The 24,463-nt window shown below is 54.1% G+C and carries 16 protein-coding genes; 13 read left to right on the top strand and 3 right to left on the bottom strand.

What is annotated here, in order from left to right; all coding sequences use genetic code 11:
- The first annotated feature begins 58 nt into the window (after positions 1-58).
- Positions 59-1,300 (top strand): alanine transaminase, encoded by a 1,242-nt coding sequence (alaC, locus tag IP582_RS18295; RefSeq protein WP_039079758.1) that lies wholly within the window; start codon positions 59-61, stop codon positions 1,298-1,300.
- 80 nt (positions 1,301-1,380) lie between these two features.
- On the opposite strand, the gene ypdK is transcribed toward alaC, so the two are convergent.
- The gene (gene ypdK, locus IP582_RS18290; protein ID WP_099458783.1) at positions 1,381-1,452 is read right to left on the bottom strand and encodes a membrane protein YpdK; all 72 of its coding nucleotides are present in this window, start codon (positions 1,450-1,452) and stop codon (positions 1,381-1,383) included.
- Positions 1,453-2,260: 808 nt separating this feature from the next.
- Here ypdK and IP582_RS18285 point away from each other — a divergent pair.
- The 4 genes from IP582_RS18285 to IP582_RS18270 all read left to right on the top strand — a co-directional run bounded on the left by IP582_RS18285 (position 2,261) and on the right by IP582_RS18270 (position 5,747).
- Entirely contained in the window at positions 2,261-3,487 is a 1,227-nt protein-coding gene (locus IP582_RS18285; RefSeq protein ID WP_039079759.1) for an EAL and HDOD domain-containing protein, read from the top strand.
- A gap of 192 nt (positions 3,488-3,679) precedes the next feature.
- On the top strand, positions 3,680-4,426 hold the full coding sequence (locus IP582_RS18280) for a cyclopropane-fatty-acyl-phospholipid synthase family protein (protein ID WP_193794035.1): 747 nt from the start codon (positions 3,680-3,682) through the stop codon (positions 4,424-4,426).
- Between the two features lie 169 nt (positions 4,427-4,595).
- The gene (locus IP582_RS18275; RefSeq protein WP_193794034.1) at positions 4,596-5,225 is read left to right on the top strand and encodes a DNA-binding protein; all 630 of its coding nucleotides are present in this window, start codon (positions 4,596-4,598) and stop codon (positions 5,223-5,225) included.
- Positions 5,226-5,498: 273 nt separating this feature from the next.
- The gene (locus IP582_RS18270; RefSeq protein WP_039079762.1) at positions 5,499-5,747 is read left to right on the top strand and encodes a hypothetical protein; all 249 of its coding nucleotides are present in this window, start codon (positions 5,499-5,501) and stop codon (positions 5,745-5,747) included.
- A 111-nt stretch (positions 5,748-5,858) separates the two neighbouring features.
- On the opposite strand, the gene IP582_RS18265 is transcribed toward IP582_RS18270, so the two are convergent.
- On the bottom strand, positions 5,859-9,203 hold the full coding sequence (locus IP582_RS18265; RefSeq protein WP_193794033.1) for a CapA family protein: 3,345 nt from the start codon (positions 9,201-9,203) through the stop codon (positions 5,859-5,861).
- A 10-nt stretch (positions 9,204-9,213) separates the two neighbouring features.
- Complete coding sequence (locus tag IP582_RS18260) at positions 9,214-10,107, bottom strand: S9 family peptidase (protein WP_228007909.1); 894 nt, start codon at positions 10,105-10,107, stop codon at positions 9,214-9,216.
- 119 nt (positions 10,108-10,226) lie between these two features.
- On the opposite strand from IP582_RS18260, the gene IP582_RS18255 reads away from it, so the two are divergent.
- The 8 genes from IP582_RS18255 (at position 10,227) to IP582_RS18220 (ending at position 24,245) form a co-directional block, all read left to right on the top strand.
- A complete protein-coding gene (locus IP582_RS18255) occupies positions 10,227-11,930 on the top strand; it encodes a Mur ligase (RefSeq protein WP_193794032.1) in 1,704 nt (567 codons plus the stop codon).
- Between the two features lie 3 nt (positions 11,931-11,933).
- The gene (gene lapG, locus IP582_RS18250; protein ID WP_193794031.1) at positions 11,934-12,632 is read left to right on the top strand and encodes a cysteine protease LapG; all 699 of its coding nucleotides are present in this window, start codon (positions 11,934-11,936) and stop codon (positions 12,630-12,632) included.
- A gap of 9 nt (positions 12,633-12,641) precedes the next feature.
- Positions 12,642-14,588, top strand: a complete 1,947-nt coding sequence (lapD, locus tag IP582_RS18245; RefSeq protein ID WP_193794030.1) for a cyclic di-GMP receptor LapD — start codon at positions 12,642-12,644, stop codon at positions 14,586-14,588.
- Positions 14,589-14,614: 26 nt separating this feature from the next.
- Complete coding sequence (locus IP582_RS18240; protein WP_193794029.1) at positions 14,615-14,959, top strand: tryptophan synthase subunit beta; 345 nt, start codon at positions 14,615-14,617, stop codon at positions 14,957-14,959.
- Between the two features lie 280 nt (positions 14,960-15,239).
- The gene (locus IP582_RS18235; protein WP_193794028.1) at positions 15,240-19,076 is read left to right on the top strand and encodes a retention module-containing protein; all 3,837 of its coding nucleotides are present in this window, start codon (positions 15,240-15,242) and stop codon (positions 19,074-19,076) included.
- Positions 19,077-19,256: 180 nt separating this feature from the next.
- Positions 19,257-20,606: a TolC family outer membrane protein gene (locus IP582_RS18230; protein ID WP_039079767.1), complete on the top strand. Its 1,350-nt coding sequence runs from the start codon at positions 19,257-19,259 to the stop codon at positions 20,604-20,606.
- Between the two features lie 101 nt (positions 20,607-20,707).
- Positions 20,708-22,894, top strand: a complete 2,187-nt coding sequence (locus tag IP582_RS18225; protein ID WP_193794027.1) for a type I secretion system permease/ATPase — start codon at positions 20,708-20,710, stop codon at positions 22,892-22,894.
- Positions 22,881-24,245: an HlyD family type I secretion periplasmic adaptor subunit gene (locus IP582_RS18220; protein WP_039079769.1), complete on the top strand. Its 1,365-nt coding sequence runs from the start codon at positions 22,881-22,883 to the stop codon at positions 24,243-24,245. The genes IP582_RS18225 and IP582_RS18220 overlap by 14 nt, the downstream gene beginning before the upstream one ends.
- Positions 24,246-24,463 lie beyond the last annotated feature (218 nt).

Raw genomic sequence — 24,463 nt, 5'->3', positions numbered from 1 at the left:
CACAACCGTGGCGGCGTCGCTCGGACGGTCCGGGCGCTAACGTTAATCTGAGGAAGTTATGGCTGAATTCAGTCCTGAACGCCGTTTTACGCGTATCGATCGTCTCCCCCCTTATGTTTTCAATATCACGGCTGAACTGAAAATGGCTGCGCGTCGGCGCGGCGAAGATATTATCGATTTCAGCATGGGTAATCCTGACGGTCCGACACCGGCCCATATCGTTGAAAAACTCTGTACTGTTGCCCAGCGCCCGGACACGCACGGTTATTCCACGTCGCGCGGCATTCCGCGTTTGCGCCGTGCCATTTCTCGCTGGTATCAGGATCGCTATCAGGTCGATATCGATCCGGAAAGCGAAGCGATCGTCACCATCGGTTCAAAAGAGGGGCTGGCGCATCTGATGCTGGCAACCCTTGATCATGGCGACACGGTTCTGGTGCCCAATCCTAGCTACCCAATTCACATTTACGGTGCGGTGATTGCCGGTGCCCAGGTGCGTTCTGTGCCGCTGGTGGAAGGCGTTGATTTCTTCAATGAGCTGGAGCGCGCGATTCGCGAAAGCTACCCTAAACCGAAGATGATGATTCTGGGCTTCCCCTCCAACCCTACCGCGCAGTGCGTCGAACTGGAGTTCTTTGAAAAAGTGGTCGCTCTGGCAAAACGCTACGATGTGCTGGTCGTTCACGACCTGGCCTATGCGGATATCGTCTATGACGGTTGGAAAGCGCCGTCGATCATGCAGGTTCCCGGTGCTCGCGACGTGGCGGTTGAGTTCTTTACGCTCTCAAAAAGCTACAACATGGCGGGATGGCGTATCGGCTTTATGGTCGGCAATAAAACGCTGGTGAATGCGCTCGCGCGTATTAAAAGCTACCACGACTACGGCACCTTTACACCGCTGCAGGTGGCAGCCATCGCCGCGCTCGAAGGCGACCAGCAGTGCGTGCACGATATTGCCGCACAGTATAAGCGCCGCCGCGATGTGCTGGTAAAAGGCCTGCATGAAGCCGGATGGATGGTCGAAATGCCAAAGGCGTCAATGTACGTCTGGGCGAAAATCCCTGAACCTTATGCCGCCATGGGTTCGCTGGAGTTTGCTAAGAAGCTGCTACAGGATGCCAAAGTTTGCGTGTCGCCTGGCATCGGGTTTGGTGATTATGGCGATACGCATGTGCGTTTTGCCCTGATTGAAAACCGCGATCGTATTCGCCAGGCGGTAAGGGGCATCAAAGCGATGTTCCGCGCCGATGGTCTGCTTCCCGCTACCACAAAATCCACGGCGGAAGACACAGAGCAGTAAGCCTGGGCACACAGGCCTTTTCACAAATGAAAACAGGAGCCAAATGGCTCCTGTTCTTCTTTTCGTTCTACGAACGTTGCTCAGATCATCAGGGCAAATGTACCGGCCCAAACAATGACCATCACCGAAATGCCCATAAAGAAATATTTCACGCTTCATCGCTCCGCATACACAAGTATGCATTCATGACCAGATCAGGACTGAGTATAGAGAGGTGAAACTACGCCAAATTGAAAATGGGAATTTTCTCCCTTTCGGCCACAGCTCCATCTCAGAATTCTTGATGCGTATCGCATCAGACGGGGCTAATGTACGCCTAAATTTTGCGCCTTACAAGAGGCATTTTTTTAAATACTTTCCGCAACTTACAGAGTGTCGGGCTTTGGCGACAGATTAATTTCTTTGCGGAATAAATGCCCGTTGAGCGACGCGTTGTCACAGGATTGAAACCTGTAATTTGACCGTTGAATTACAAGGTTATTTTGTGATCGGTCGCACGTTTTGTGCTCGCCACTGCGGATGGGCAGGCGAGTCGATACAGCATTGTGAGTGGGAGTGTCTTTTCAAAAGGTATGCATCACCGGTCTGAAAACAGTGCTTTTTACCGAACAGCAAACCTGTATTTGTGAGTTATGCCTTCATTGTTATCACTTCAAAAATTGCGATGTCTCTCATTTTTGCCATAAAACTGCGTATAACATCATTTATAAGTTTAACTGGCAGTGAATGAGATGATAATAATTTGCTATTAAAATGGATTTGCATCATTTTCATGGAATTTGGTTTGCAGGCTAATTGTATTCTCTGAAACTGAACGCCTGGGGGAAATTTACTTAGCCTGATCATGACTACGCGAGAATAAGTATCTTTCAAATAACTCAATTAAATAAATGAACAATCGGATTAAAGTTAAATTTAATTTCTGGTTCACTTAATCTAATGGATACTTAGGGGGAAGCTATGGACTCTTTCGTTGCCAGACAGCCGATATTCGATCGTGACTTGCATACCGTAGCCTATGAGCTCCTTTTTCGTTCTGGAATGAATAATTATTTTCCAAACGTACCGGCCGATTATGCGACCAGCCAGATGATCTCCGACCAGTTCCTGGGTATCCCAACCTTTCGCTTTGTAGGGGAGAATATCTCTTATATTAATTTCCCCTATCAAATGATTGTTCAGGGGATGGCTGACATCTTACCTCGCGAACGCGTCGTCATTGAAATATTGGAAGATGCTGTCCCTGATGATGCGCTGTTCGAGGCCGTGCGCTATCTCTTCGCCTCAGGCTATACGCTGGCATTAGATGATTTTGCGATGGACGAGGCGTGGGATCGTTTTTTACCCTATATAACTATCCTGAAATTTGACGTTAAGGCGAACTCGTTTGAAGAAATCAATGGATTTCTGAAACGTCATGCGTTGCAGTTAAAAACAAAAAATCTGCTGGCGGAAAAAATCGAAACATATGACGAGTTTAAACAATATAAAGACCAGGGCTTCCATTTGTTTCAAGGTTATTTTTACAGTAAGCCGGAAATTATTCAGAGCAAACGCCTGCCACACAAAGCTGCACACCTCTTCCAGTTGATGAGCGAAGTTAACGCGCCAGAGTTAGATTTTGATAAAATCGGGCGTATACTCGAACATGATTTATCGTTGACTTACAAGATCTTAAAATATGCCAAAAATATTGTGCATCGCGTTAGTGGCATAAGCGCTGTCGACAACTTAACGCTCAAAAAAATTGCTATCTATTTGGGGCGAAGTGAATTAACTCGCTTTGTTTCGCTGGTTTGCCTGGCCAATCTCTCTAATAAAGACACTAACGAGCTTTATCATCTTTCCCTGTCCAGGGCTAAATTCTGCGAAATCATTGTTGCGCGTACACATTCAACGTGTTGTGCGCAGGAGGCATTCTTATGCGGATTGTTTTCATTACTGGATGCCATGCTGGAGATCCCGCTTGAGGAAATTTTCGAGCAAATAACACTTCCTTTATCCGTTCGCAATGCGCTGGTGCACAAACAGGGTACGCTTTATGACCTGCTTAGCCTTGTACAAAGTTATGAGCGCCGTGAATGGGAAGCGGTACAGCAACAGGCAAAAAAACTGAATATTCCAGGCTGGGAGGCTGTTGATGCAATGGGGGAAGCTCTCGCCTGGGCGGATGCGACAGTCTCATGACACCGCTCCAAAGAGGGCATTTTTCACACGGCAGATTAATCATTTTGGCGTATGAATGCGGTCATTATCACGAAACATGCAGGCGATATTTCGTACTGTTGAGATAACGTTTAGGTTAAGGTGTTATATTTTTAATCACCACAACCTTTAAGGTTATTGGTCGTTACATCAACAGTAAAAGGAATTTCTGCATTGGATATCCCCCGTATTTTTACGATCACCGAAAGCGAACACCGCATTCATAACCCCTTTACGCCAGAAAAACTCGCGACACTCGGTGCGGTACTACGCCTGAAACCGGGTATGCGCATACTTGATCTTGGCAGCGGCTCGGGTGAAATGCTCTGTACCTGGGCACGCGATTATGCCATCACCGGCGTCGGCGTTGATATGAGCCAGCTTTTCAGCGAACAGGCGAAACAGCGTAGCGAAGAACTCGGCGTCAGCGAAAACGTGACATTTATTCATGGCGATGCGACAGGTTTTGTCACGGATGAAAAATGTGACGTGGCCGCCTGTGTGGGCGCAACCTGGATTGGTGGCGGGGTAGCAGGGGCTATCGCGCTGTTACAAAAAAGCCTTCACCCTGAAGGGATTATCCTTATTGGCGAGCCTTACTGGCGGCAGCTACCGCCAACGGAAGAGGTAGCCCAGGCCTGTTTCGCCAACGCGATAGCAGACTTTCATACGCTACCTGAGCTTGTCGCATCATTTGATGAGCTGGGCTTTGACGTCGTCGAGATGGTACTGGCAGACCAGGAAGGGTGGGACCGGTATGAAGCGGCGAAGTGGCTGACGATGCGCCGCTGGCTTGAGGCCAACCCTGATGATGATTTCGCGCCAGAGATTCGTGCGACGCTTACGGCAGCGCCAAAACGCCATGTTAGCTGGACGCGTGAGTTCCTGGGCTGGGGTGTCTTTGCGTTAATGGCGCGCTGACCCGTCCCGTCCCCTCCCCTCCCTGAGTGGGGTATCTTCAGATACCCCGTTTTTCTGTTGGTAGGGCGTCGGGATATCTTAAAACAAGAGTGCTTTCGACCACGCCGCTTCGTTGCTAAAATAACCGCCCGGCAGACTTACACTTATCCGCAGGAATGAGGGAGACGCAGTGGTGGATCGGATTGATTATGAAATCGAAAAATATAGCTTCACCGAACTGAATGAATCTCCCCGTATCGCTCGCCAGTGGGCAGACACGCTTGACGAGTGCCGTCAGACGCAGGCGAACGCCGAAGAGCGATTACGCATTGCGCTGCTCAACGTCGATTACGTGACCAGCTTTGAGCTTCCTTTTCGCTTATTGTTAATTCGCGCGCCGCAGTTGATTGCCAGCCTGCGTGATGAGCTACAAATCGGTCAGAAAAACGTTATTTTCAACGGTAAACGTTTCGGCTGCGTCTATACCCTGAAAACCGATTTAAGCGATATACCAGATGCATTCCAGTATCGCCTTTCAACCCGTATCCGGCGGGTAGATGCCTCCGGGTCAGTGGCTACGCCTTATCAGCAAATCGCCAAAGAGGTAAAAGCTCCACGCGAACGACTAAAACTTGCGCTGGAAAGAGGGCTACCGGTTACAGCGCTTGATGGGCTTTTCTGGTTTGGGATCCAGCGTATTGCTGCCGATGTGCAACGGTTGCGAAAAACCGGTATGGCGATCGCCACGGCGGAAGTGGATATCTTTGACAACCTGACGGGTACTACCCGGCGAGTCCCGGTGTATCGCAGCGTGACGTAAATTCGCCTGCCGATGTTCACCGAACAGATGTGAAAACCCTCCTTTATGTTTGAGCAAACGTCGGCTGGCTGCGTTTGCTCTTTTACGCACGTCAGTGATATCTCTTTATCCTTTATTGATACTTATATTATTACGCCACATTAGCTGAAATTTTCAGGTTTAATGTATGAGAGTTTGAGTTAAGTTTTATTTTAATATTCTTTTTATAATCTCCTTAATTTATTCATCTTTCAGGCATTACTATTTCTATGGTTTTGCTTAAGGATGAATAAAATGAAAATAATTGGATTGGATGAGCATCGCAGTTTACGTGGGAACGGCGCGCTTAAATATTTCGAACTTGAAGGTGTACCGAGTGACGAATGGGCGCGTATTTTTCAAAGCCACTTTGTGAATCAGGATATAAAAGTATGGATTGAGGGATATTGCATAGTCCTCCAGTGCCAGACTGAAGAGATCCCGAAATACAGAGAGCTTTTACAAGCTAAGTGCGATGAAATCACAGCACAATTAATACCTTAGGGACTTATAGCCCGTTAAAAAGGCGATAAGTATCCGATCAAAATAAGTAAATGGCATCTGAAAAGTGGAATATCCACTGTGTAAGATGCCGTTTTTAATGCCAGAGCGGTGTTAACTTTCGCCAAAGTACTCACTAAGCGACATGACCAGCCTGCATTCATTATCGACAGTCAGCGCACGCCAGCCCGTGCCCGTTTCTCCTTCCCGAATAACAGGCATTCCCTGTTGCGTCAGATGCGTAATCAGCGTTGAAAACTCCGCCTCATTCACCGGACGGGGCTGCCAGAAGGTCTTTTTATTATCAGTAAAGATGGGCAGCAATTGAATTTGCGGCTGCCGGGTACCCACTAACAGACGAACGATAAAACCGTAAGACGGCATGCCGCGCTCCTGATATTCACCGTTACTGTTAAACACCGCATTACCGATACTGTAAATCACCAGGCTTTGATCCTGCTGTGCCGCTTCGCCTGCCATATGCGGCCCGGAGCCAATGATCAGATCGGCACCGGCATCACTCAGTTGCTTAGCCAGGGTGCGCTGGCGGGCGGTGGTCCAGCGGTAGTCCAGCCCCCAGTGAGCAAGAACAATCAGCGTGGCGGGGTGAGCGCTCGCTTTCTCTTTGCGAAGCTGTTCAATCAGCCCACCACTGATACAGGCGACGCCCGCGCGGCGAGGGCGGGCATAAAAGGCGCATTCCTCTTCCATATAACGTCGATACCAGTAGGCGCTGAAAATCTTGTACGTCCGCTTGCCCACGGTGACGACCAGCGGCGCTTGCGCCTGCTGCGCGTTTATCCCGGCGCCCACGCAGGCGATTCCCGCCTCGCGAAACGCTGTCAGCGTGCTATACAGACCGGGTAACCCGGCATCCATCGCGTGATTGTTGCCCAGCGCCACCGCATTGATACCCTGTTTGCGCAGGGCGGCGACAGAGGCGAGCGGATCGCCTGTCAGGCAGAACGGTTTACGGCCTGCAAGACTGGCGCTGAGATCGGTGGTCAGCGCCGCTTCAAAGTTGGCAAGCGTCATGTCGCTGTTGCGAAGAAGGGGGGCGATAGCCGCAAAACTATAGTCATAGCCGTAGCGCTGGAGTGCGTCATCAATGCCGCGGGCCTTACGCCGGGCGGTGTACCACTCACCGAAATAGGTATCACCCAGAAATGTCAGCGTCGCCGTCGGTGAGTCAATCTGGCGAACGCTGGGGGCACAGGTGACCGGTTGATGGGCGGTATCGGCCTGTGCGAGCAGTTCATCGAGAAGATAATCAAGGTGGAAAGCATCGTTTGCTCCCGCCGCGCAGGCCAGCCAAAGCTCGCCTGAAAACCATTGCAGCGCAAAACCCCAGTTTCCGGCACTGAATTGCCCCCACGCGCTGCCGTCACTGTGCAGATTGCCAGTTTTGCGATAGATGCGCTCGCCGATGACGGCTTCCTGTTCGCAAAACCACGGCAACAGGTGCGGATAACGCTGGTAGAAATGGCGCACAAGCCTGGCGATATCCAAAAGTGCCGTGCGCTGCCCTGGGCGCACGCGACCGGAGACGGTATTCATATGCGTGTGCGGCATGCCGATAGCGGCGCTCAGTTCCCGCAACCGGGCCAGCGCTTTTGCACTGCTGCCTGCCAGATGCTCTGCCAGGTTAATGGCCGCATCGCAGGCGTTATGTAGCAACATGCCCTGTAGCAGGGACTTCACGGTCAGTTTATCACCCTGCCTGAGTGCCAGCGCCGGGTTACCTTTCAGGATATCCGCCGCGATCTCCCGCACGGTGATGGCGGTCTCCAGAGTGGTTTTTTTATTTAACAGGCGAGCAGCGACACAACAGGTCAGCAGTAACTGGCTGAGGTAGTGCGACGCAAAGGGGCTATCGGCCCGTTCCGCGACGCGTTGCTCACCGCTAGAGAGGTTGATCAGCAGGCGCGCGGTGTGCCCTTTACGCAGCGCGGGCGGGGCGGCAAGTCGGGTTTTCAGTAGACTGACAACCTGCCTGAAATCCGAGTTTCGCACACTGCCTTTTACCAGCACGATATCGCCGGGGCGCAGCGACGGGGCGGCGGCGTCAACCAGCGCCTGCGCCGTCTGAAAATGACCACCCCGCGCGGCTTCCGGCAGTGTCTCATGTAATGCCGTCATCTCCTCGCCGTGCAGAAAGGCATGCTGGCAGCCAGCTTCCAGTAATGGCGTCGCCAGAGAACGGTGAATGGCCAGGCTCTGATCGCCGAGATTAACGATGCGTCCCAGCAGGGCAATGACACGTCCGCCATGAGCTCGGGCACGTTGCGCCGCCACCGCAAACGCATTGAGCATGGAAAGATATTCGGCGTTGTAACTGTCATCAATTAGCGTGGCTGTCCCGCCGCCGGGCAGGGATAACGGGGTAATGCACAGATGCTGACCATCGCTGCGATAACCCTCAAGGCCTGCGATAATTTGCGGCAGGTTCACGCCCAGCAGATCGGCGGCAATCAGCGATGCAACCGAATTGAGCGCGCCACCGTTACCGGGCACGGCCAGCCGGTAGCTGACGACCTGCTGATGAAAAGCGACCGTGACTCTGCTTCCGTTGTCGTCTGGTGTTATCCCGGTGATACGCACATCTGCGTCCGGGTTGAATCCGTAACTGATAATCCGCGCGCCGTCGCGTTCAACGCTTGCCGCGACAGTCGCATACTCGGCCATATCGCGGTGCAAAATGGCGTAACCACCGGGGATAAGACCATGACTGATGCGCGCCTTATAGCGTGCCACGTCATTCAGGGTGGTCACGTTCTTGCCCACCTGAGTCATCCCGATTTCGGTAATGATAACGATGTGCGGTTTAATGCGATGCCCGACACCCCCGTTACGCATCCAGAGCGCGGAGATGGCCACTTCCATCACGACGGCCTGTGGGTTCGATACTGCACGCGCCAGGGTGACGGAGGCACCGGTACGGGTGTTGTGGTTGCCGCGGCTGGCTATCACAGACAGGTTGCCGGTCAGGATCGCCTCCAGCATCTCTTTGGTCGAGGTTTTGCCGACGGTACCTGTGACGGCCACCAGTTTGCCGTTAAAACGCCGCCGTGCTTCTTCGGCCAGTAAGTGAAGCGCCTGATAACTGTCACCTACCACCAGTTGTGGAAAGTCAGGCGGCAGGCCTGCGAGTTTGCGCTGGACAATCGCGCCGCAGTAGCGGGAGGCCTGCTCTGGCAGCAGGGTGTGCGTATCCTTCCAGCCCGCGTAAATACCGGTATTACCTGAGCCTTGCAGCCAGGTATCGGTGTCAATCGCAACGAACAGACAAGGGCGGTCATATGACGTGTTGTCATGCAAAATGGCGATGTCGCCCGCAATCCAGGCGGCATCCGGGCGGTTGTGCCAGAGGCTACCGGGTAACAACTGCGTAAGATCTGCGGCGGTCCAGCCCGGCGTGTTGGTGCCAGTGTTGCGTGGGCGAGGGGGGTTCTGGCGCATGGTTGTATCCTTACTCATTCAGGGCAGTGCCGTGGCGCGGGCAAAGGGCTATCGCATTAACCCCCTGATTACCCTGTAAATCATGGTATCCCGGCGCGACGGCGGGGCGTTCGAGCTGCTTCACCTGATGGCCATGTTCACGCAAAGCCTGTACGAACCGGGTTTGCAGATCGAACGGCGTGTTGCGATCCTGCCGGTTGCCGATCACCAGGATTAAACGTGCGGGATCGTTCGCTATACCCGCTACGTGGTCGAGGGGATCCCACGGGTTAGCGAGCCCGGTGCCGTCCAGGTCCGGGGCCGAGGCCTCGCCACGTTCTTTCCGCATACGCCCGGCCCGTTCCAGTAGCCCCCATGCGCCTGAGGTGAGCACGGCACAGTCAATATCCCGGCGTCCAAACGTGAGCAGCGCCGATGCGGCCGTTGCGCCACCGCTGTGTCCGCTGAGGATAAAGCGCGCAATACCGTAGCGCGCTTTGATAGCATCTACGGCGGCATTCAGCGCGAGAAATTCTTCTGCCTGGCGGCGGCGATAGTGGTTGCCGCTGGAACCATAGGTTCCCGGACGGGCAACAATCAATGTTGGGAGCCCGCTCCGACGAAAAATGGCCTGCGCCTCGCGGCGTTGCGCGTCGGCTGTATTGGCCGGGATCTGGTCTGGCGGGCGCTTAATCAGCGATACCCGATCGCCTTTAAACATCACCAGCGCCAGAGGCGCATCGTGCAGGGAGCCCGCACTAAAGTAGCGAATACAGGCCGCGCCGCCCGCGTACTGCACCCACACGGCGTCATCGCCAACCGGACAGGTCTGCGGGTTAGCGGGCTGGTTCCACAGTAGCGGCGTGTCGGCATGGGCGACCACACCGACAAGCAGCAACAGAAAAAGTGCGTAAAAAGGCCTCACAGCACCGCCTCAACGGGCAAAGATATAGATGTACAGAATACACAACCAAGCATTCATAATGTTATTATGATACAAGGATTTTCAGCACTGGGGATGCCCGGGAGCAATTAAGGAGTCAAATGTCGCTCAGCCACTTACTTGCGCAAACCCGCCCGGTGATGGAAACGCTGGATGTCGCGGCAAAACCGTCTCTGTGCCCGTCCTGGGTCATCTTTTTTAGCGTGTCCGACAGTAAAAGCCGAGCCCACGTTGTGCGCGGCTGCGGCGAGACATTCGACAAAGCCTGGCAGCAGGGAACGCAGGCGCTGCAACAGTGGCGTAAAAAGAGTGGCCTTAAGGCCTGCTGGCTGCGAGTTGACATGGTCGACAAGGTCGACGCGCTACGTTGGGATACGTTGCAGGCTCGTCTGGCGAAGACCAAACGGAACTATTTTCGCTTCGGATTGAGTCTGGACCCGGCATTTTGCTATGCCATGCTGGAGCAAGAGATCGCCGCCAACGCGCTGCTCTATAACGGCGATCACGGCGTCGCCACCCCTAACGCCAGTAACCTTGCCCATTATTCCCGTCGTCGCTTTGGGGCGGTCTTGAACTGGCCTGAGCACCCTGACCAGACGCTGTGGCGTTTCACTACCCGCGCGCTGTTTTGCGACGGCGAGCAGGTCTTTCCCATCGAGTCGGACGGACGTAACAGCGGCTATCGCCAGTTGCCCGAGTGGCAGGAGACTGCCCTGGAGCCGATGATTGGCTCGGCGACGGATTACCTGGCACGCCAGGTGACACCTTCCGGACGTTATCATTACGGCTGGTTCCCCTGCTTTGATCGCGCCATTCCGACCTATAACGCCTTGCGCCATGCCAGCTCGACCTACGCCTTGCTCGAAGGGTGGGAAGTGACGCAACACCCCGCCCATTTTGCGGCTATTGAGCGGGCGCTGGATGCCCTGTCTACCACGTTTATTCGTACCTGCTCTTTGCCCGATGGCGGCGAAGCCGATTTCCTGGTGGACACGGGGGATGAGATCAAACTGGGCGGTAACGCGGTTTGTATCCTGGCGATGGCGAAATATACAGAACTGACCAATGACGACCGCTATCTGGGCGCGATGGCGCGGCTGGCGGCTGGCATCGGTTTTATGCAGAACGCGCAGAACGGGGGCTTCGTACATGTGCTCAATGCCGGGGATTTATCGCTCAAGGCGGAGCACCGCATTATCTATTACGACGGGGAAGCCGCCTTTGCCCTGATGCGGCTCTATGGGTTGACGAAGACACCGCGTTGGCTGGAGATGGTCGAGCGGGCAATGGACTATTTTATCGAACAGAAACACTGGCAGGCCCATGACCATTGGCTCAGTTACTGCGTTAATGAATTGACGCTCTACCGGCCGCTGGAACGCTATTATCAGTTCGGTCTGGATAATGTACGCGGTCATCTCGATTTTGTGCAGGAACGTATTACCACTTACCCCACGTTGCTGGAGTTGATGATGGCGGCGTCGCGGATGATAGAACGGCTTGCCGTTTCGCCATATCAGCACCTGTTAGCCGACTTCGATATGACCGTGTTCAACCAGGCGCTGGAAACCCGTGCCCGCTATCTGGCGAATGGTTTTTTCTGGCCGGAGCTGGCCATGTTTTTTAAAAATCCGCCGCGTATTGTCGGCAGCTTTTTTATTCGTCACCACAGCTATCGCGTCAGGATTGACGATGTCGAGCATTACCTTTCCGGCTATGTCGCGTATCGTAAACGCTGGCTGACGCGACCTGAGCGCGCCATGCAACTGACAATGCCCGTTAGCAACGTTGCCCGGACAGGCTGACGTATGCGGCGCCCCCACCGTCATTTGTTGTGTGCAACGCTGCGACGCGGGTTATCCTTCGCGCTGGTGGTGTTGCTTATTTTCTCTCCTGGACTGGGCGCCGGGTGGGATTTTAACGCCATCTCCACGCAAACTGAGCGGCTCTACGGCCCGGCGACGCCAGCCGCCAGGCAGCGGATTGATGAGTGGGCCGCCTTGCTTAAAAATCCGCCACAGGGCACGATTCAGGATAAGTTGAATCAGGTAAATCGGTTTTTTAATGCCCGAATGGCGTTCAAAGATGACATTGTTGTCTGGCATCAGCAGGATTATTGGGCAACGCCGATAGAATTTTTACGTAAAGGGGCAGGGGATTGCGAAGATTTTGCGCTGGCGAAATATTTTACGCTGCGTGAGATGGGAGTTCCCGCCAACCAGTTGCGTATTACTTACGTTAAAGCACTTCAGTTGAATCAGGCGCATATGGTGGTGACGTGGTATGCCACCCCTGATGCGATCCCATTAGTACTGGATAACCTGAAAACCGCCATCTTGCCTGCCACACAGCGTACAGATCTGCTCCCGGTTTATGCTTTTAATGGGGAAGGGCTGTGGTTGCCGCAATCCGGCGGGAATAAACGCGTGGGGGACAGTAAACGACTCTCCCGCTGGCAGGATCTTCTCACCAGAATGCGTGCAGAAGGATTTGAAATTAATGAATAGGATGTGGCTATGTCCCTTTATAAGCAGCTACTGATCGGCATCTGTTTATTTACGCTCGTCATTTTCTGCGGCAACTTTTTTGTTTCTCTGGAGGGGTCCAGGGAGCAATACCGGAATCAGCTCAGCGCCCATGCACAGGATGCGGCAACGGCGCTGGGGCTGTCATTAACGACCCATATTGATGATCCGGCAATGACGGAACTGATGGTGAACTCCATCTTTGACAGCGGTTATTTTTACCGTATTCGGGTGGTGGATATTAAAACCAACAAACCCATCATTGAGCGCACCGACAATCCGCAAAACGCCAGCGTGCCGGACTGGTTTGTCCGCATGGTAAATCTGAGTCCAGGGGAGGGCGACGCCATTGTCACGCATGGCTGGACGCAGGTTGCCAGGGTTGAGGTCGTTAGCCATCCGATGTTCGCCCTGGCGCGTCTTTGGGACAATATGGTCGCCAGCTTTTTGTGGCTTATCGGCTGTAGCTTGTTATTTATTCTCGGTGTAACTCTTCTGCTGCGCCGTCTCTTGCGACCGCTTAACTACATTGTGGAGCAGGCGATGGCTATCTGTCGCCGCGAGTTTCTCAATGTTTCCGCGCTGCCGAAAACGCCGGAACTGCGTCGGGTCGTTGAGGCGACCAACCTGATGGTGACGCAACTTGAGGCGTTGTTTGGCGAGCAGGCGCAGCGCACCGAATCCTTGCGCCGGGAGGCTTACCACGACAGCCTGACGGGCCTGAACAACCGTCGCGCTTTTGATATGCAATTGCAGTCGCGTCTGAGTGATGAAGAGAATGACGCGGGTCACCTGATCCTGTTGCGGGTTCAGGATCTTATCGGCCTTAATCAGCGTCTTGGCGGTGCGAAAACCGATAAGCTGCTGATCGCGGTGGCAGATATTCTCAATGGCCTGCAAAAGCATTACTTCCGTAATGAAGGTTTCCTGGCCCGTGTGCGCGGCGGGGAGTTCGCCATACTTGCCCCGCAGTTCCTGCATAATGAACTCGACAACCTGACTAACACCCTCAGTACCCAGCTTAAGGCGCTGTCAGAAACAGGAATGAGCGACGTGACACCAGTCGCCCATTTCGCGCTGGTGCCCTTCCATGTTGGCGACAAGCCACAGACGATACTGATGCAGGCAGACCAGGCGCTGGCAATGGCGGAAACCGAAATGCGCTTTTTTGCCAGCACGGATATGACGGTTACAGACGATAGCGAAGAGGATCATCATAGCTGGTATACCCGTCTGGATGCGGTACTGACAGACGGTGCTTTCGAGCTTTTCTCGCAGCCGGTTTATGAATGCAACAATGCGCATGTTGTTTTGCATCATAAAGTGCTTGCCCGTATCAGAACGCCGGAGGGCGAACTGATACCCGCAGGACGTTTTATGCCGTGGATCCACCGCCTCGATCTCAGTCGCCGCATGGACATTGTGATGTTGCAACAGACGCTGCGTGAGATGGAAAAATCAAACCGGCCACTTGCACTGAGTATTAGCGGTGCCAGTGTGGCTGATGACCAAAGCCTTCATGCATTGTTACAACCCTTGGTGAATGCGCCACAATTGGCATCGCGCCTGACGCTGGAACTGGATGAAAACGAGCTACCCGATGCCGAGCGGGTCACTATTCTGGTCAAACGGCTTAAAACGCTGGGCTGCCGTTTAGGGATCCAACATTTTGGCGGCCGGTTCCATCTCATCGGCAATTTGCCGCAGTGGGGGCTTGCCTGGCTCAAAGTTGACGGTAGCTACATTCGTAATATTGATAGTGAAGAAGATAAAAAACTGTTTATCGAGGCCATTTATTGGGCAACCCGACAAATTAATTTGCCACTGATTGCTGAACGTGTGGAAACAGCGGGCGAACTGGCGGTTCTCGAAAATATCGGCCTGTATGGCGCAATGGGGCGCTATTTTGCTGATGCCAGCACCCTGGGCGGAAATTAACCTGTCAGGCTAAAAAGAGGCTGAAAATGTACTACATAGAACGCGATGAAGCGGGGCGTATTATTCAGGTGGAGCTTGTCCCTTTTCATGCCATGACAGAACAAAGTGAAGTCAGCACAGCAGAAATTGACGAATGGATGCGGCAGAAAGAAATTCGCGAGGCATCGCTACTGCAATTGCGGCAGAGCGATCTCGAGATGGTTCGCGTCCTGGAGGACCTGATCGAAGTACTGATGAGTAAAGGCGTCATTAGCATTACCGATCTGCCACCGGTCGCTCAGGCAAAGCTCACCAGCCGTGCACAGGCGCGTCGTTCGTTGAGTGGTCTGGAAGGATTAATTTCCGATGATGACGATGAGGGATTTATATAATTCGTCATTTTTACTTACGCAATATATATCATGTACGACACAGGGACTATTGACAAAGTCCCTTTTTTTTAACCTAAATTCCTGCCTGCACTACTATTCATTCACTTCATCTATTAATATAAGGTCTTTAAGCGAAGCGGCATCAATAAATCCTCTGCCGGAACGTGCTTTCATTACCTTTGTTACATGTTGCATTACAAATACTAATTAAATTCTCTTTTAGCATTCTACGCCTGGTCAGTGGATGAATTGGGCGAGAACAGGATCGAGGGAACTACACATGAGCGGCGTCTCTGGGATCGTCAAAGCGGTAATAGGACAAGTGTTTGCAGTAGCACCTGATGGCAGCCAGCGTTTATTGGTTGAAGGTGACAGGGTCCTCGAAGGAGAGCAGGTCGAGACTGGGGCTTCTGGTGCAATTACCTTGTCTTTGGCGGATGGCAAGCAACTGGACCTTGGCCGTGACAGTCACTGGGACAGTACGGGCAGCGTGACCACTGAACCTACGGCTACTCAGCAACAAGATGTTGCCGCTATACAACAGGCGATCGCAGATGGGCAGGATCCGACGCAAACCCTTGAAGCGCCAGCCGCGGGTCCCCAGGCAGGTGGCACTGGCGGCAGTGATGCCGGCGGAAGCGGCGGCGGATCGCACACACATGTGGTCCTCGATTTAACCGGTCAGATCGTTGACCCTGGTGCCGGATACCCAACGGTTGGCATTGATTTCCCTGATGCCGAACGCCCCCAGGAATTAACGCGGCTTGATCCTGGCGTTGCCACTGCATCAACCCCTGCCGATCCCAATACGAATCCGAACCCGCCCGATGATTCCGACGCTGATGCCGATGCCGACGCCGATGCAGATGCAGATGCAGATGCCGACGCGGATGCTGACTCAGACGCCGACGCCGACGCTGATGCTGATTCTGACGCTGACGCCGATGCGGACGCTGATTCCGACGCTGATGCAGATGCTGACTCAGATACAGATTCTGATGCCGATGCCGATGCCGATGCCGATTCTGATGCCGATGCGGATTCTGATGCAGATGCAGATGCGGATGCCGATGCAGATGCGGATGCGGATGCAGATTCTGATGCCGACGCCGATGCTGATTCAGACGCCGACGCAGACGCGGATGCGGATGCCGACGCGGATGCTGACGCTGACTCAGACGCCGATGCGGACGCTGATGCAGATGCAGATTCTGATGCGGATTCTGACGCCGATGCGGACGCGGATGCCGACGCCGATGCCGATTCCGATGCCGACGCGGATGCCGATGCTGATTCCGATGCAGACTCTGATGCGGATGCCGACGCCGACGCGGATGCTGATTCAGACGCCGACGCCGATGCAGACTCTGATGCAGATGCAGATGCAGATGCAGATGCAGATGCAGATGCAGATTCTGATGCCGATGCAGACTCTGATGCGGATGCGGACGCTGATGCTGACTCAGACGCCGATGCGGATGCAGACTCTGATGCCGATGCCGATGCGGACGCTGATTCCGACGCCGATGCTGATTCAGACGCCGATGCTGATTCAGACGCCGACGCCGACGCGGATGCCGACGCGGATGCTGATGCTGACTCAGACGCCGATGCGGATGCAGACTCTGATGCAGATGCAGATGCAGATGCGGATGCCGATGCAGATGCAGATGCAGATGCAGATGCCGACGCTGATGCCGATGCGGACGCCGATGCCGACGCCGATGCCGACGCCGACGCCGACGCCGACGCCGACGCGGATGCGGATTCCGATGCAGACTCTGACGCCGATGCCGATGCCGACGCTGATGCTGACTCGGATGCGGATGCAGACGCCGATGCAGATTCTGATGCGGATGCGGATTCCGATGCAGACTCGGATGCGGATGCAGACGCCGATGCAGACTCGGATGCAGATGCAGATGCAGATGCAGATGCAGATGCAGATGCAGATTCTGATGCCGATGCAGACTCTGATGCGGACGCTGATGCTGATGCTGACTCAGACGCCGATGCGGATGCAGACTCTGATGCCGATGCCGATGCCGATGCCGATGCCGATGCCGATGCTGATGCCGATTCCGATTCCGATGCGGACGCTGATTCCGACGCCGATGCTGATTCAGACGCCGACGCCGACGCGGATGCCGACGCGGATGCTGATGCTGACTCAGACGCCGATGCGGATGCAGACTCTGATGCAGATGCAGATGCAGATGCAGATGCAGATGCGGATGCAGATGCAGATGCCGATGCAGATGCAGATGCAGATGCCGATGCGGACGCGGATGCGGATGCGGATGCGGATTCCGATGCCGACTCTGACGCAGATGCCGACTCTGACGCCGATGCAGATTCCGATGCGGACGCTGACTCTGATGCTGATGCTGATTCTGACGCTGACGCGGATTCCGATGCGGACGCCGATGCGGACGCTGATTCCGACGCCGATGCGGATGCCGACGCTGATGCGGATTCTGACGCCGATGCCGACGCGGATGCCGATGCCGATGCCGATGCAGACTCTGATGCAGATGCAGATGCAGATGCAGATGCGGATGCCGATGCCGATGCCGATGCCGATGTGAAGCTGACCGTGACGATCACGCCTGGCGGCAAAACAACGGATACGTCAGATAATACGATCACCCATATCAATGGCGGCAGCGGGAACCCGAACGGATACGATATCCAGAACGGCGTAATCGTGGCGATTGGCAGTAACGTACATGTCTGGCTGACGCCGGATAGCCCGGATGGCGCCATCAAGGGCGACTTTGTGCCGAAATCCGACAGCGCGTCGCAGATTCACTATTACACCAGCAGCGGTAATGCCAACACCGACGATAGTGCCAAAGGGCACACCGATATCTTCGTTGTCGGTGACCATGCGGGTGGTTATTACCAGCAGAGTGACTGGCCGAACAGCAAATATAATTTCGTCTCCCTCAAAGGGATCACTGGCAACGGCAACGTAACGGAAGGCGATGTCGGCAAAGACTATATTTTTGTTCAGGGTCACAGTGAGGACTACAAGGTAACAGGCGTTCCTCATCCGCAGAACCATCAGAACAACGATATTGATAATCTGCAGATTACCGACGAGAACGGTAAGCATCCTTTTGAAAACGCGAACCATATCGAGGGCGTGGTCTTTGGTGACGGGCCATCGTCATCTCACGGCGGCAGCACCACCACAAGCTACACGGTCACGTTGAATCTTGACGTTAACCTCGAAAGCTCCGACAGCAATGACCATCTGAACGCCATCACGGTTGGCGGGATCCCTGAACACGCGACCTTTAGCGGCAATTACACGGATGTCACTTATGATGCGGTCAACAAGGTCTATGTTCTGACCTTTGCCAGCGACACGACACACTATTCCGGACAGGTCAGCGTTGAATTACCGGATGGCAAGAGCACACTTGGCGATATTACTCTGGATGTCGACTCCACCGCGTCCGATCAACTCGAACACCATTTCACCTTTGATGGTGAAGAGGGCGGGCAGCACATCAGCGACAGCCATGGTGATGGCGCAGATGTAAACCATCTTGCAGATGCGTCTGACGAGACACATATGACGTTGAGTCATATCGCCGATGAGAGCCATTCAGACAGTGACTCGCTGTCGGATACCGACAGTCAGGCGCGGATGAGCAGCAGCGCCGCAAATGACACGCAAACGACAGAAGCTGATCATAGTTTGCTCACTGACAGTAGCCACAGCGCATCGTTAATTGATGACACAAGCTTAATGCTCACTCCGTTGGCTGCCGATAACACATCCGGTCACGCAGAGACACCGACGGCATCGGTGGATAACGCGATGACGCCTCTCTCTGCCCATGCCCAGGAGGAGGCGGCAAACACCCCGACCACCGCCGTGGACAATGACCAGCAGTTGAACTTTAGCGACATCATCCATGATGAAGAACATCACGACCTCAGCAGTTTGATCCAGGCGGGGCCGCAGAGTGAAACGGCGAATAACCCGACGGAAGCCGAGCATGTCCCGGCCGAAGGCGGTATGACTGCGAATACTGATAGTTACGATGCTGGCCACGAAGCGATGGTTGATAACCTGATCTCTAAACCGGAAGAAACAACCTGATAAGCCGCCGCTTAGCGCCACTGGGTGGCTAAGCGGCCTGTCACCGCAATGTGAATTCAGGGCTGGCGAGAGATTACGAGCGATTAAAACAGCCAGGACGCACTTTCTCCCCCGGTTCCGTGGCATTTTCCCTGGTGGGTCATCCCCACAATCAGGGGCATAACGAAAAGGAAGACAAGAATGAAATATGGTAGCCAGTTATTCATGGGGGCAGCGTTGACTGTGTGCGCGACACAGAGCCAGGCTACTACCCTTGAGCAGGCGGTAAAAGACAGCCTGTTATGGCACCCACAAGTTAACGCCTCGGCAAACAGTCGATACTCCGCTGAACAGGATCTTCGCGCCGCCAAAGGCGGCTATCTACCTTCGCTGGATCTCACCGCCGGTAGCGGCTGGGAACAAACCGACAATTCCACGACCCGCGCGGCGGGCGAGCATTTGCGTAACCTGAACCGCAGCGAATCGGCTATTAACCTTACGCAAAACGTCTTTAATGGCTTTGCGACTACCAGCGAAGTCGCGCGCCAGAAAGCAACGGTAAACTCGCGCGCCTGGACCGTGTTGAATACCAGCGAAAGCACCGCCCTGCAGGCTATTCAAAGTTATCTTGATGTGCTAATGCGTGAGCAGATGGTAAAACTGGCGGAAGACAACCTGCACAATCACGAGCGCGTGTTTGATCAAATTCGTCTGCGCACCGCCCAGGGGGTAGGCCGCCAGGCCGATTACGATCAGGCGGAAGCCCGCCTGGCGCAGGCGCGGAACAATCTCCTGACCGAACAAACCAACCTTGAAGACTCCAGAGCTAACTATCAAAGCGTTACCGGCAAAGATGCCGACACGCTGGTGATGCCTGGCAAGATTACGGTTCCCGCCTCACTGGAGGCCGCCCGCAAAGTGATGCTGGAAAACAACGCGCTGCTCAAACAGGCTGATGCCGATGTGGAAGCGACCCGCCAGCAGTATGAAGCGCAGAAATCGCGTTTTTACCCGAATGTTAATGTTGAAGTCGGTCGCACGATGGACAACAACCTTGACGGTACGCGCGGACATAACCAGGAATGGCAGGCAATGGTGCGTATGCGCTACAACCTGTACAACGGTGGCAGCGACCAGGCGACACTCACCTCTTACGCCTACAAAATGAAAGAGGCTCAGGATGTGAAAAATAATGCCCTGCGCCAGTTAAACGAGGAGTTGCGTCTTGCCTGGAATGCGAAGAACAACGCTGAACAACAGGTGCCGATCGCCAAAGAATATGCTGAGCGTAGCGTGACGGTGCGCAGCGCCTATCAGGAACAGTTCAGCCTGGGCGACCGTACGCTGCTCGATATGCTCGACAGTGAAAATGAAGTCTTCACGGCACAACGCCGTTACGTTGAACTGCAATTTGTCGACATGTTTACGACCTATCGCATCAGTGCCCGTACGGGGGAACTGCTTAAGAGTCTGAACATTCAGCCGCCATCGGCCTCACAGCCGCTTGATCAGGCTCAGCGTACGCAGGCGGAACTGCCGGAACTGAATTAATACGGCTCTAAAGAGTTGTGGGGTGACGGGCGGCATAAAACCGGCGATCACCTCGCTGTTTATGACCTGCGACCTGAGTCTGCAGAACACTGAGGCAAAGAATGACGCCTGCTACTGACACGCCTGAGAGCGTCGACATTTCCCCCGAAGCCCCGGTCAGGCACGATCCCCGGCAAACCCATGATGATCCGTTGCTGGACGCGCTGATGATCATCTGCAAGATGCATAACATCGCGACGAGTCGTACTGTTCTGACGACCGGGCTGCCGCTGGAGACCCATTCGCTGACGCTGGAGGCGTTTCCACGTGCCGCGGGGCGTGCGGGACTGAAAGCGCGAGTGGTACAGCGCCCCCTTGATAACATTACCGCGCTGTCGTTGCCTGCCATTCTGTTGCTGAAAAACGATCAGGCGGCCGTATTAATCGGCTGGGATGACAACCAGCAGGCCCGACTGCTGCCGAGCGAAACGGAAGGCGGGGAAATTACGCTATCACGGGAAACGTTGGCGGAAAATTACAGCGGCAGGGCGATTTTTATCTCCCCGGAACATGGGTTTGACGCCCAGCCGACGGCCACGTTACCGCGAACGACCACCTGGTTTCAGGACACCCTTAAACTCTCAAAATTCCTCTATTTCGATGCGGTGATCGCCAGCTTTCTGGTCAATCTTGTGGCACTGTGCGCCCCATTGTTTGTGATGAACGTTTATGACCGGGTTGTGCCTAATCAGGCAACGGCCACCTTATGGGTACTGGCCATTGGGGTGAGTATTGCGTTTGTTTTCGATTTTGTACTGAAAATCTTGCGGGGGATTTGCCTCGATCTGGCGGGTAAAAAGACCGACCTGGTGGTCTCCTCGGCGCTGTTCGAGCGGCTTTTAGGGATGAAGATGAAGCTGCGTCCAAAGCGGGTGGGCAGCTTTGCGCAGAACTTCCAGGAGTTCCAGTCGATTCGTGATTTCCTGTCGTCGCTGACGCTGACGGCCTTTATTGATTTCCCCTTCACCTTATTAATTTTATTGGTGATTGGAGTTATTGGTGGCCCACTGGTGCTGATCCCGCTGCTTTCCTATCCGCTGGCGTTGCTGGTGAGCTGGCTTATTCAGCGCCCGCTGATGTCGCGGGTACAAAAAACCTATCAACTGGCCAATGAGCGTCAGGCGATGCTGGTAGAGACACTGACCGGCCTTGACGCTATCAAAATCAATAACGCGCAGAGTGAGCGCCAGTACCAATGGGAGCATCTCACCGGCCAGTTGAGCAAACTGGAGCTGCGGGTGAAATCACTCTCCTACGTGGCGGTGAATTTTACCTCCTGGCTGCAACAGGCCAGCGGCGTGGCAATTATTGTCGCCGGGGTATATGTCATCATCGGCGGCAATCTCAGCATGGGGGGGCTGATTGCCTGCTACCTGTTGCATCGCCGTGCGATGATGCCCATCGGCCAGCTTTGCAGCCTGATTACCCGTTACCAGCGTGCGCGAATGACGAAATCGACCATCGACAGAATGATGGGGCTGGAGCAGGAAGTGCAGGAGGGTGAGGTACCGCTTAAGCGTGAAACCCTTTCGGGGGCAATTGAACTGCGTGATGTGACCTTTTGCTATCCGGGCAACCAGTATGCCTCGCTAAGTAACGTTTCACTGGTCATTAAGCCCGGTGAAAAGGTGGGCATAATCGGTCGTAGCGGTTCAGGAAAAAGCTCGCTGGCGAAATTGCTGGTCGGTTTTTACCAGCCGGACAGCGGCAGCGTGTTGATTGACGGTATCGACCTTCGCCAGATCGATGTGCACGATTTGCGGCATAACATTGGCTACGCGCCGCAGGACATCCACCTGTTCAATGGCACGCTGCGGGAAAACCTGCTCTACGGCGCAAGCTATGTTGACGACGAGACCATGCTGCGGGTCGCGAACCTGACCGGCGTGCATGAGTTTGCCCGCCGTCATCCCTCTGGCTACAACATGCAGGTTGGCGAACGCGGTATGAGCCTTTCCGGCGGGCAGCGTCAGGCGGTTACGCTGGCGCGGGCGTTGTTGCTCGACCCGCCGGTCCTGCTGATGGACGAGCCCACCAGTTCAATGGACAACACCAGTGAAGATCTGATTAAAAAAGCGCTGGCACCGGTTATCAGCAACAAGACGCTATTGCTGGTGACGCACCGTGCGTCGCTGCTGTCGCTGGTTGATCGGCTGATTATCGTCGACAACGGTAAGATCATTGCCGACGGCCCGAAAGAGAGCGTCATGAACGCGCTGAAAAAGGGACAAATTCATGCGAATCGTTGATGCGCTTAGCCGCCTGATGAACTGGCTCTCAGGAGAGAAACCTTCAGCAACCTTTACCACCAATGAGGTTAACAAGGCGCTGCTTGATGATGCGCCCCGGGTGGTGCGGGTAACCTTATGGGCCATTTTCGCCTTCTTTATTGCTATGATCGTCTGGGCGTCGCTGGCCGAGATTGATGAAGTGACACGCGGGGAAGGGCGGGCCATTCCCTCATCCCGTCTGCAGAAAGTCCAGAACCTTGAAGGGGGGATCGTTGCCGAAGTTTTTGCCCATGAAGGCGAAGTGGTACAAGCCGGTGCGCCGCTGCTGCGTCTGGATGACACCCGTTTTCGCTCTAACGCCGGAGAAAGCGAGGCCGATAAGCTGGCGCTTGAAGCACGGATCCAGCGCCTGACCGCTCAGCTTGATGAGGCCAGTGAACTGACGCTGTCGCCGGAAATAGTCAGTCAGGCGCCGGAAATCGCCAGCGGGGAAATGGCGCTGTTCACCAGCGTCAATAAACGTATTCAGAGTGAACTTGCCGGACTGAACGAACAGTTGATTCAGAAGAAACAGGAACTGCTCGATTTCCAGGGCAAACTGACGCAGTACCGCCGTAGCCTTGAGTTACAGCAGCAAGAGATCACCATGTCTGAACCGCTGGTGGCAAAAGGCGCTATCTCAAAAGTGGAAATGCTGCGTCTGCGTCGCGCCGGGGTTGAGACGCAGGGGCAACTGGACTCCGTCATCCTTGCTATTCCGCGCGCGCAGGCGGCAATCAAGGAGATTGAAAACAAGGTCAGTGAAACGCGAGGGCGCTATCGCAGCGAAGCGCTGGAACAACTGAACCAGGCCCGTACCGATCTGAGTAAAATTGAAGCATCAGGTAAAGCAATTACCGACCGGGTGAACCGCACACTGGTGACTTCACCGGTTCGCGGCATCGTCCAGCAATTGCTGGTGAACACCATTGGTGGGGTGATCCAGCCGGGCAATGACATTGTGGAAATTGTTCCGCTTGATGACACGTTGCTGGTTGAGGCCAAAATTCGTCCCCAGGACATCGCCTTTTTGCGACCGGGGCAGGAAGCAACGGTAAAATTCACCGCCTATGACTATACCATTTACGGTGGGCTTAAGGGCAAACTAGAACAAATAAGCCCCGACACGGTGACCGACAAAGACGGGAAGAGTTTTTATATTATTCGCCTGCGTACCGATAAAAACCACCTCGGCACGGATGAAAAACCGCTGTTGATTATTCCTGGCATGGTGGCTTCGGTGGATATCATTACCGGCAAGAAAACCATTCTGGCGTATTTGCTTAAGCCTATTCTGCGCGCTAAAGCAGAAGCGTTCCGCGAGCGCTAAGCGTTGAAGTCAAAAAGCCTGCGATGAGCAGGCTTTTTATTTGTTAAAGAACCCAGGCCTTCACCTGTCATATATCCTTAAACTTGCCTCAATAACCCCCTATTTTTTATGGTTTTGAATCTTCAAGGTGCGTAACGAACGCCGTCTTCTCCACCTGCCTTTTGTACGCTGATTTTCACTTCCATTTTGAGTTTAACTCACAATGAGTTGCAGTTTTT

This window comes from Citrobacter sp. BDA59-3, assembly GCF_015167655.1.
Classification (GTDB): Bacteria; Pseudomonadota; Gammaproteobacteria; order Enterobacterales; family Enterobacteriaceae; genus Phytobacter; species Phytobacter diazotrophicus.
The sequence above is the reverse complement of the archived record's forward strand: the minus strand, read 5'-3'. Positions and strand labels throughout refer to the sequence as shown.

Bases quoted from the DNA above. Each gene is read 5' to 3' on its own strand.
- alaC (WP_039079758.1), top strand. From the start codon at position 59: ATGGCTGAATTCAGTCCTGAACGCCGTTTTACGCGTATCGATCGTCTC.
- IP582_RS18285 (WP_039079759.1), top strand. From the start codon at position 2,261: ATGGACTCTTTCGTTGCCAGACAGCCGATATTCGATCGTGACTTGCAT.
- IP582_RS18270 (WP_039079762.1), top strand. From the start codon at position 5,499: ATGAAAATAATTGGATTGGATGAGCATCGCAGTTTACGTGGGAACGGC.
- IP582_RS18265 (WP_193794033.1), bottom strand. From the start codon at position 9,203: ATGCGCCAGAACCCCCCTCGCCCACGCAACACTGGCACCAACACGCCG.
- IP582_RS18255 (WP_193794032.1), top strand. From the start codon at position 10,227: ATGTCGCTCAGCCACTTACTTGCGCAAACCCGCCCGGTGATGGAAACG.
- lapG (WP_193794031.1), top strand. From the start codon at position 11,934: ATGCGGCGCCCCCACCGTCATTTGTTGTGTGCAACGCTGCGACGCGGG.
- lapD (WP_193794030.1), top strand. From the start codon at position 12,642: ATGTCCCTTTATAAGCAGCTACTGATCGGCATCTGTTTATTTACGCTC.
- IP582_RS18240 (WP_193794029.1), top strand. From the start codon at position 14,615: ATGTACTACATAGAACGCGATGAAGCGGGGCGTATTATTCAGGTGGAG.
- IP582_RS18235 (WP_193794028.1), top strand. From the start codon at position 15,240: ATGAGCGGCGTCTCTGGGATCGTCAAAGCGGTAATAGGACAAGTGTTT.
- IP582_RS18230 (WP_039079767.1), top strand. From the start codon at position 19,257: ATGAAATATGGTAGCCAGTTATTCATGGGGGCAGCGTTGACTGTGTGC.
- IP582_RS18225 (WP_193794027.1), top strand. From the start codon at position 20,708: ATGACGCCTGCTACTGACACGCCTGAGAGCGTCGACATTTCCCCCGAA.
- IP582_RS18220 (WP_039079769.1), top strand. From the start codon at position 22,881: ATGCGAATCGTTGATGCGCTTAGCCGCCTGATGAACTGGCTCTCAGGA.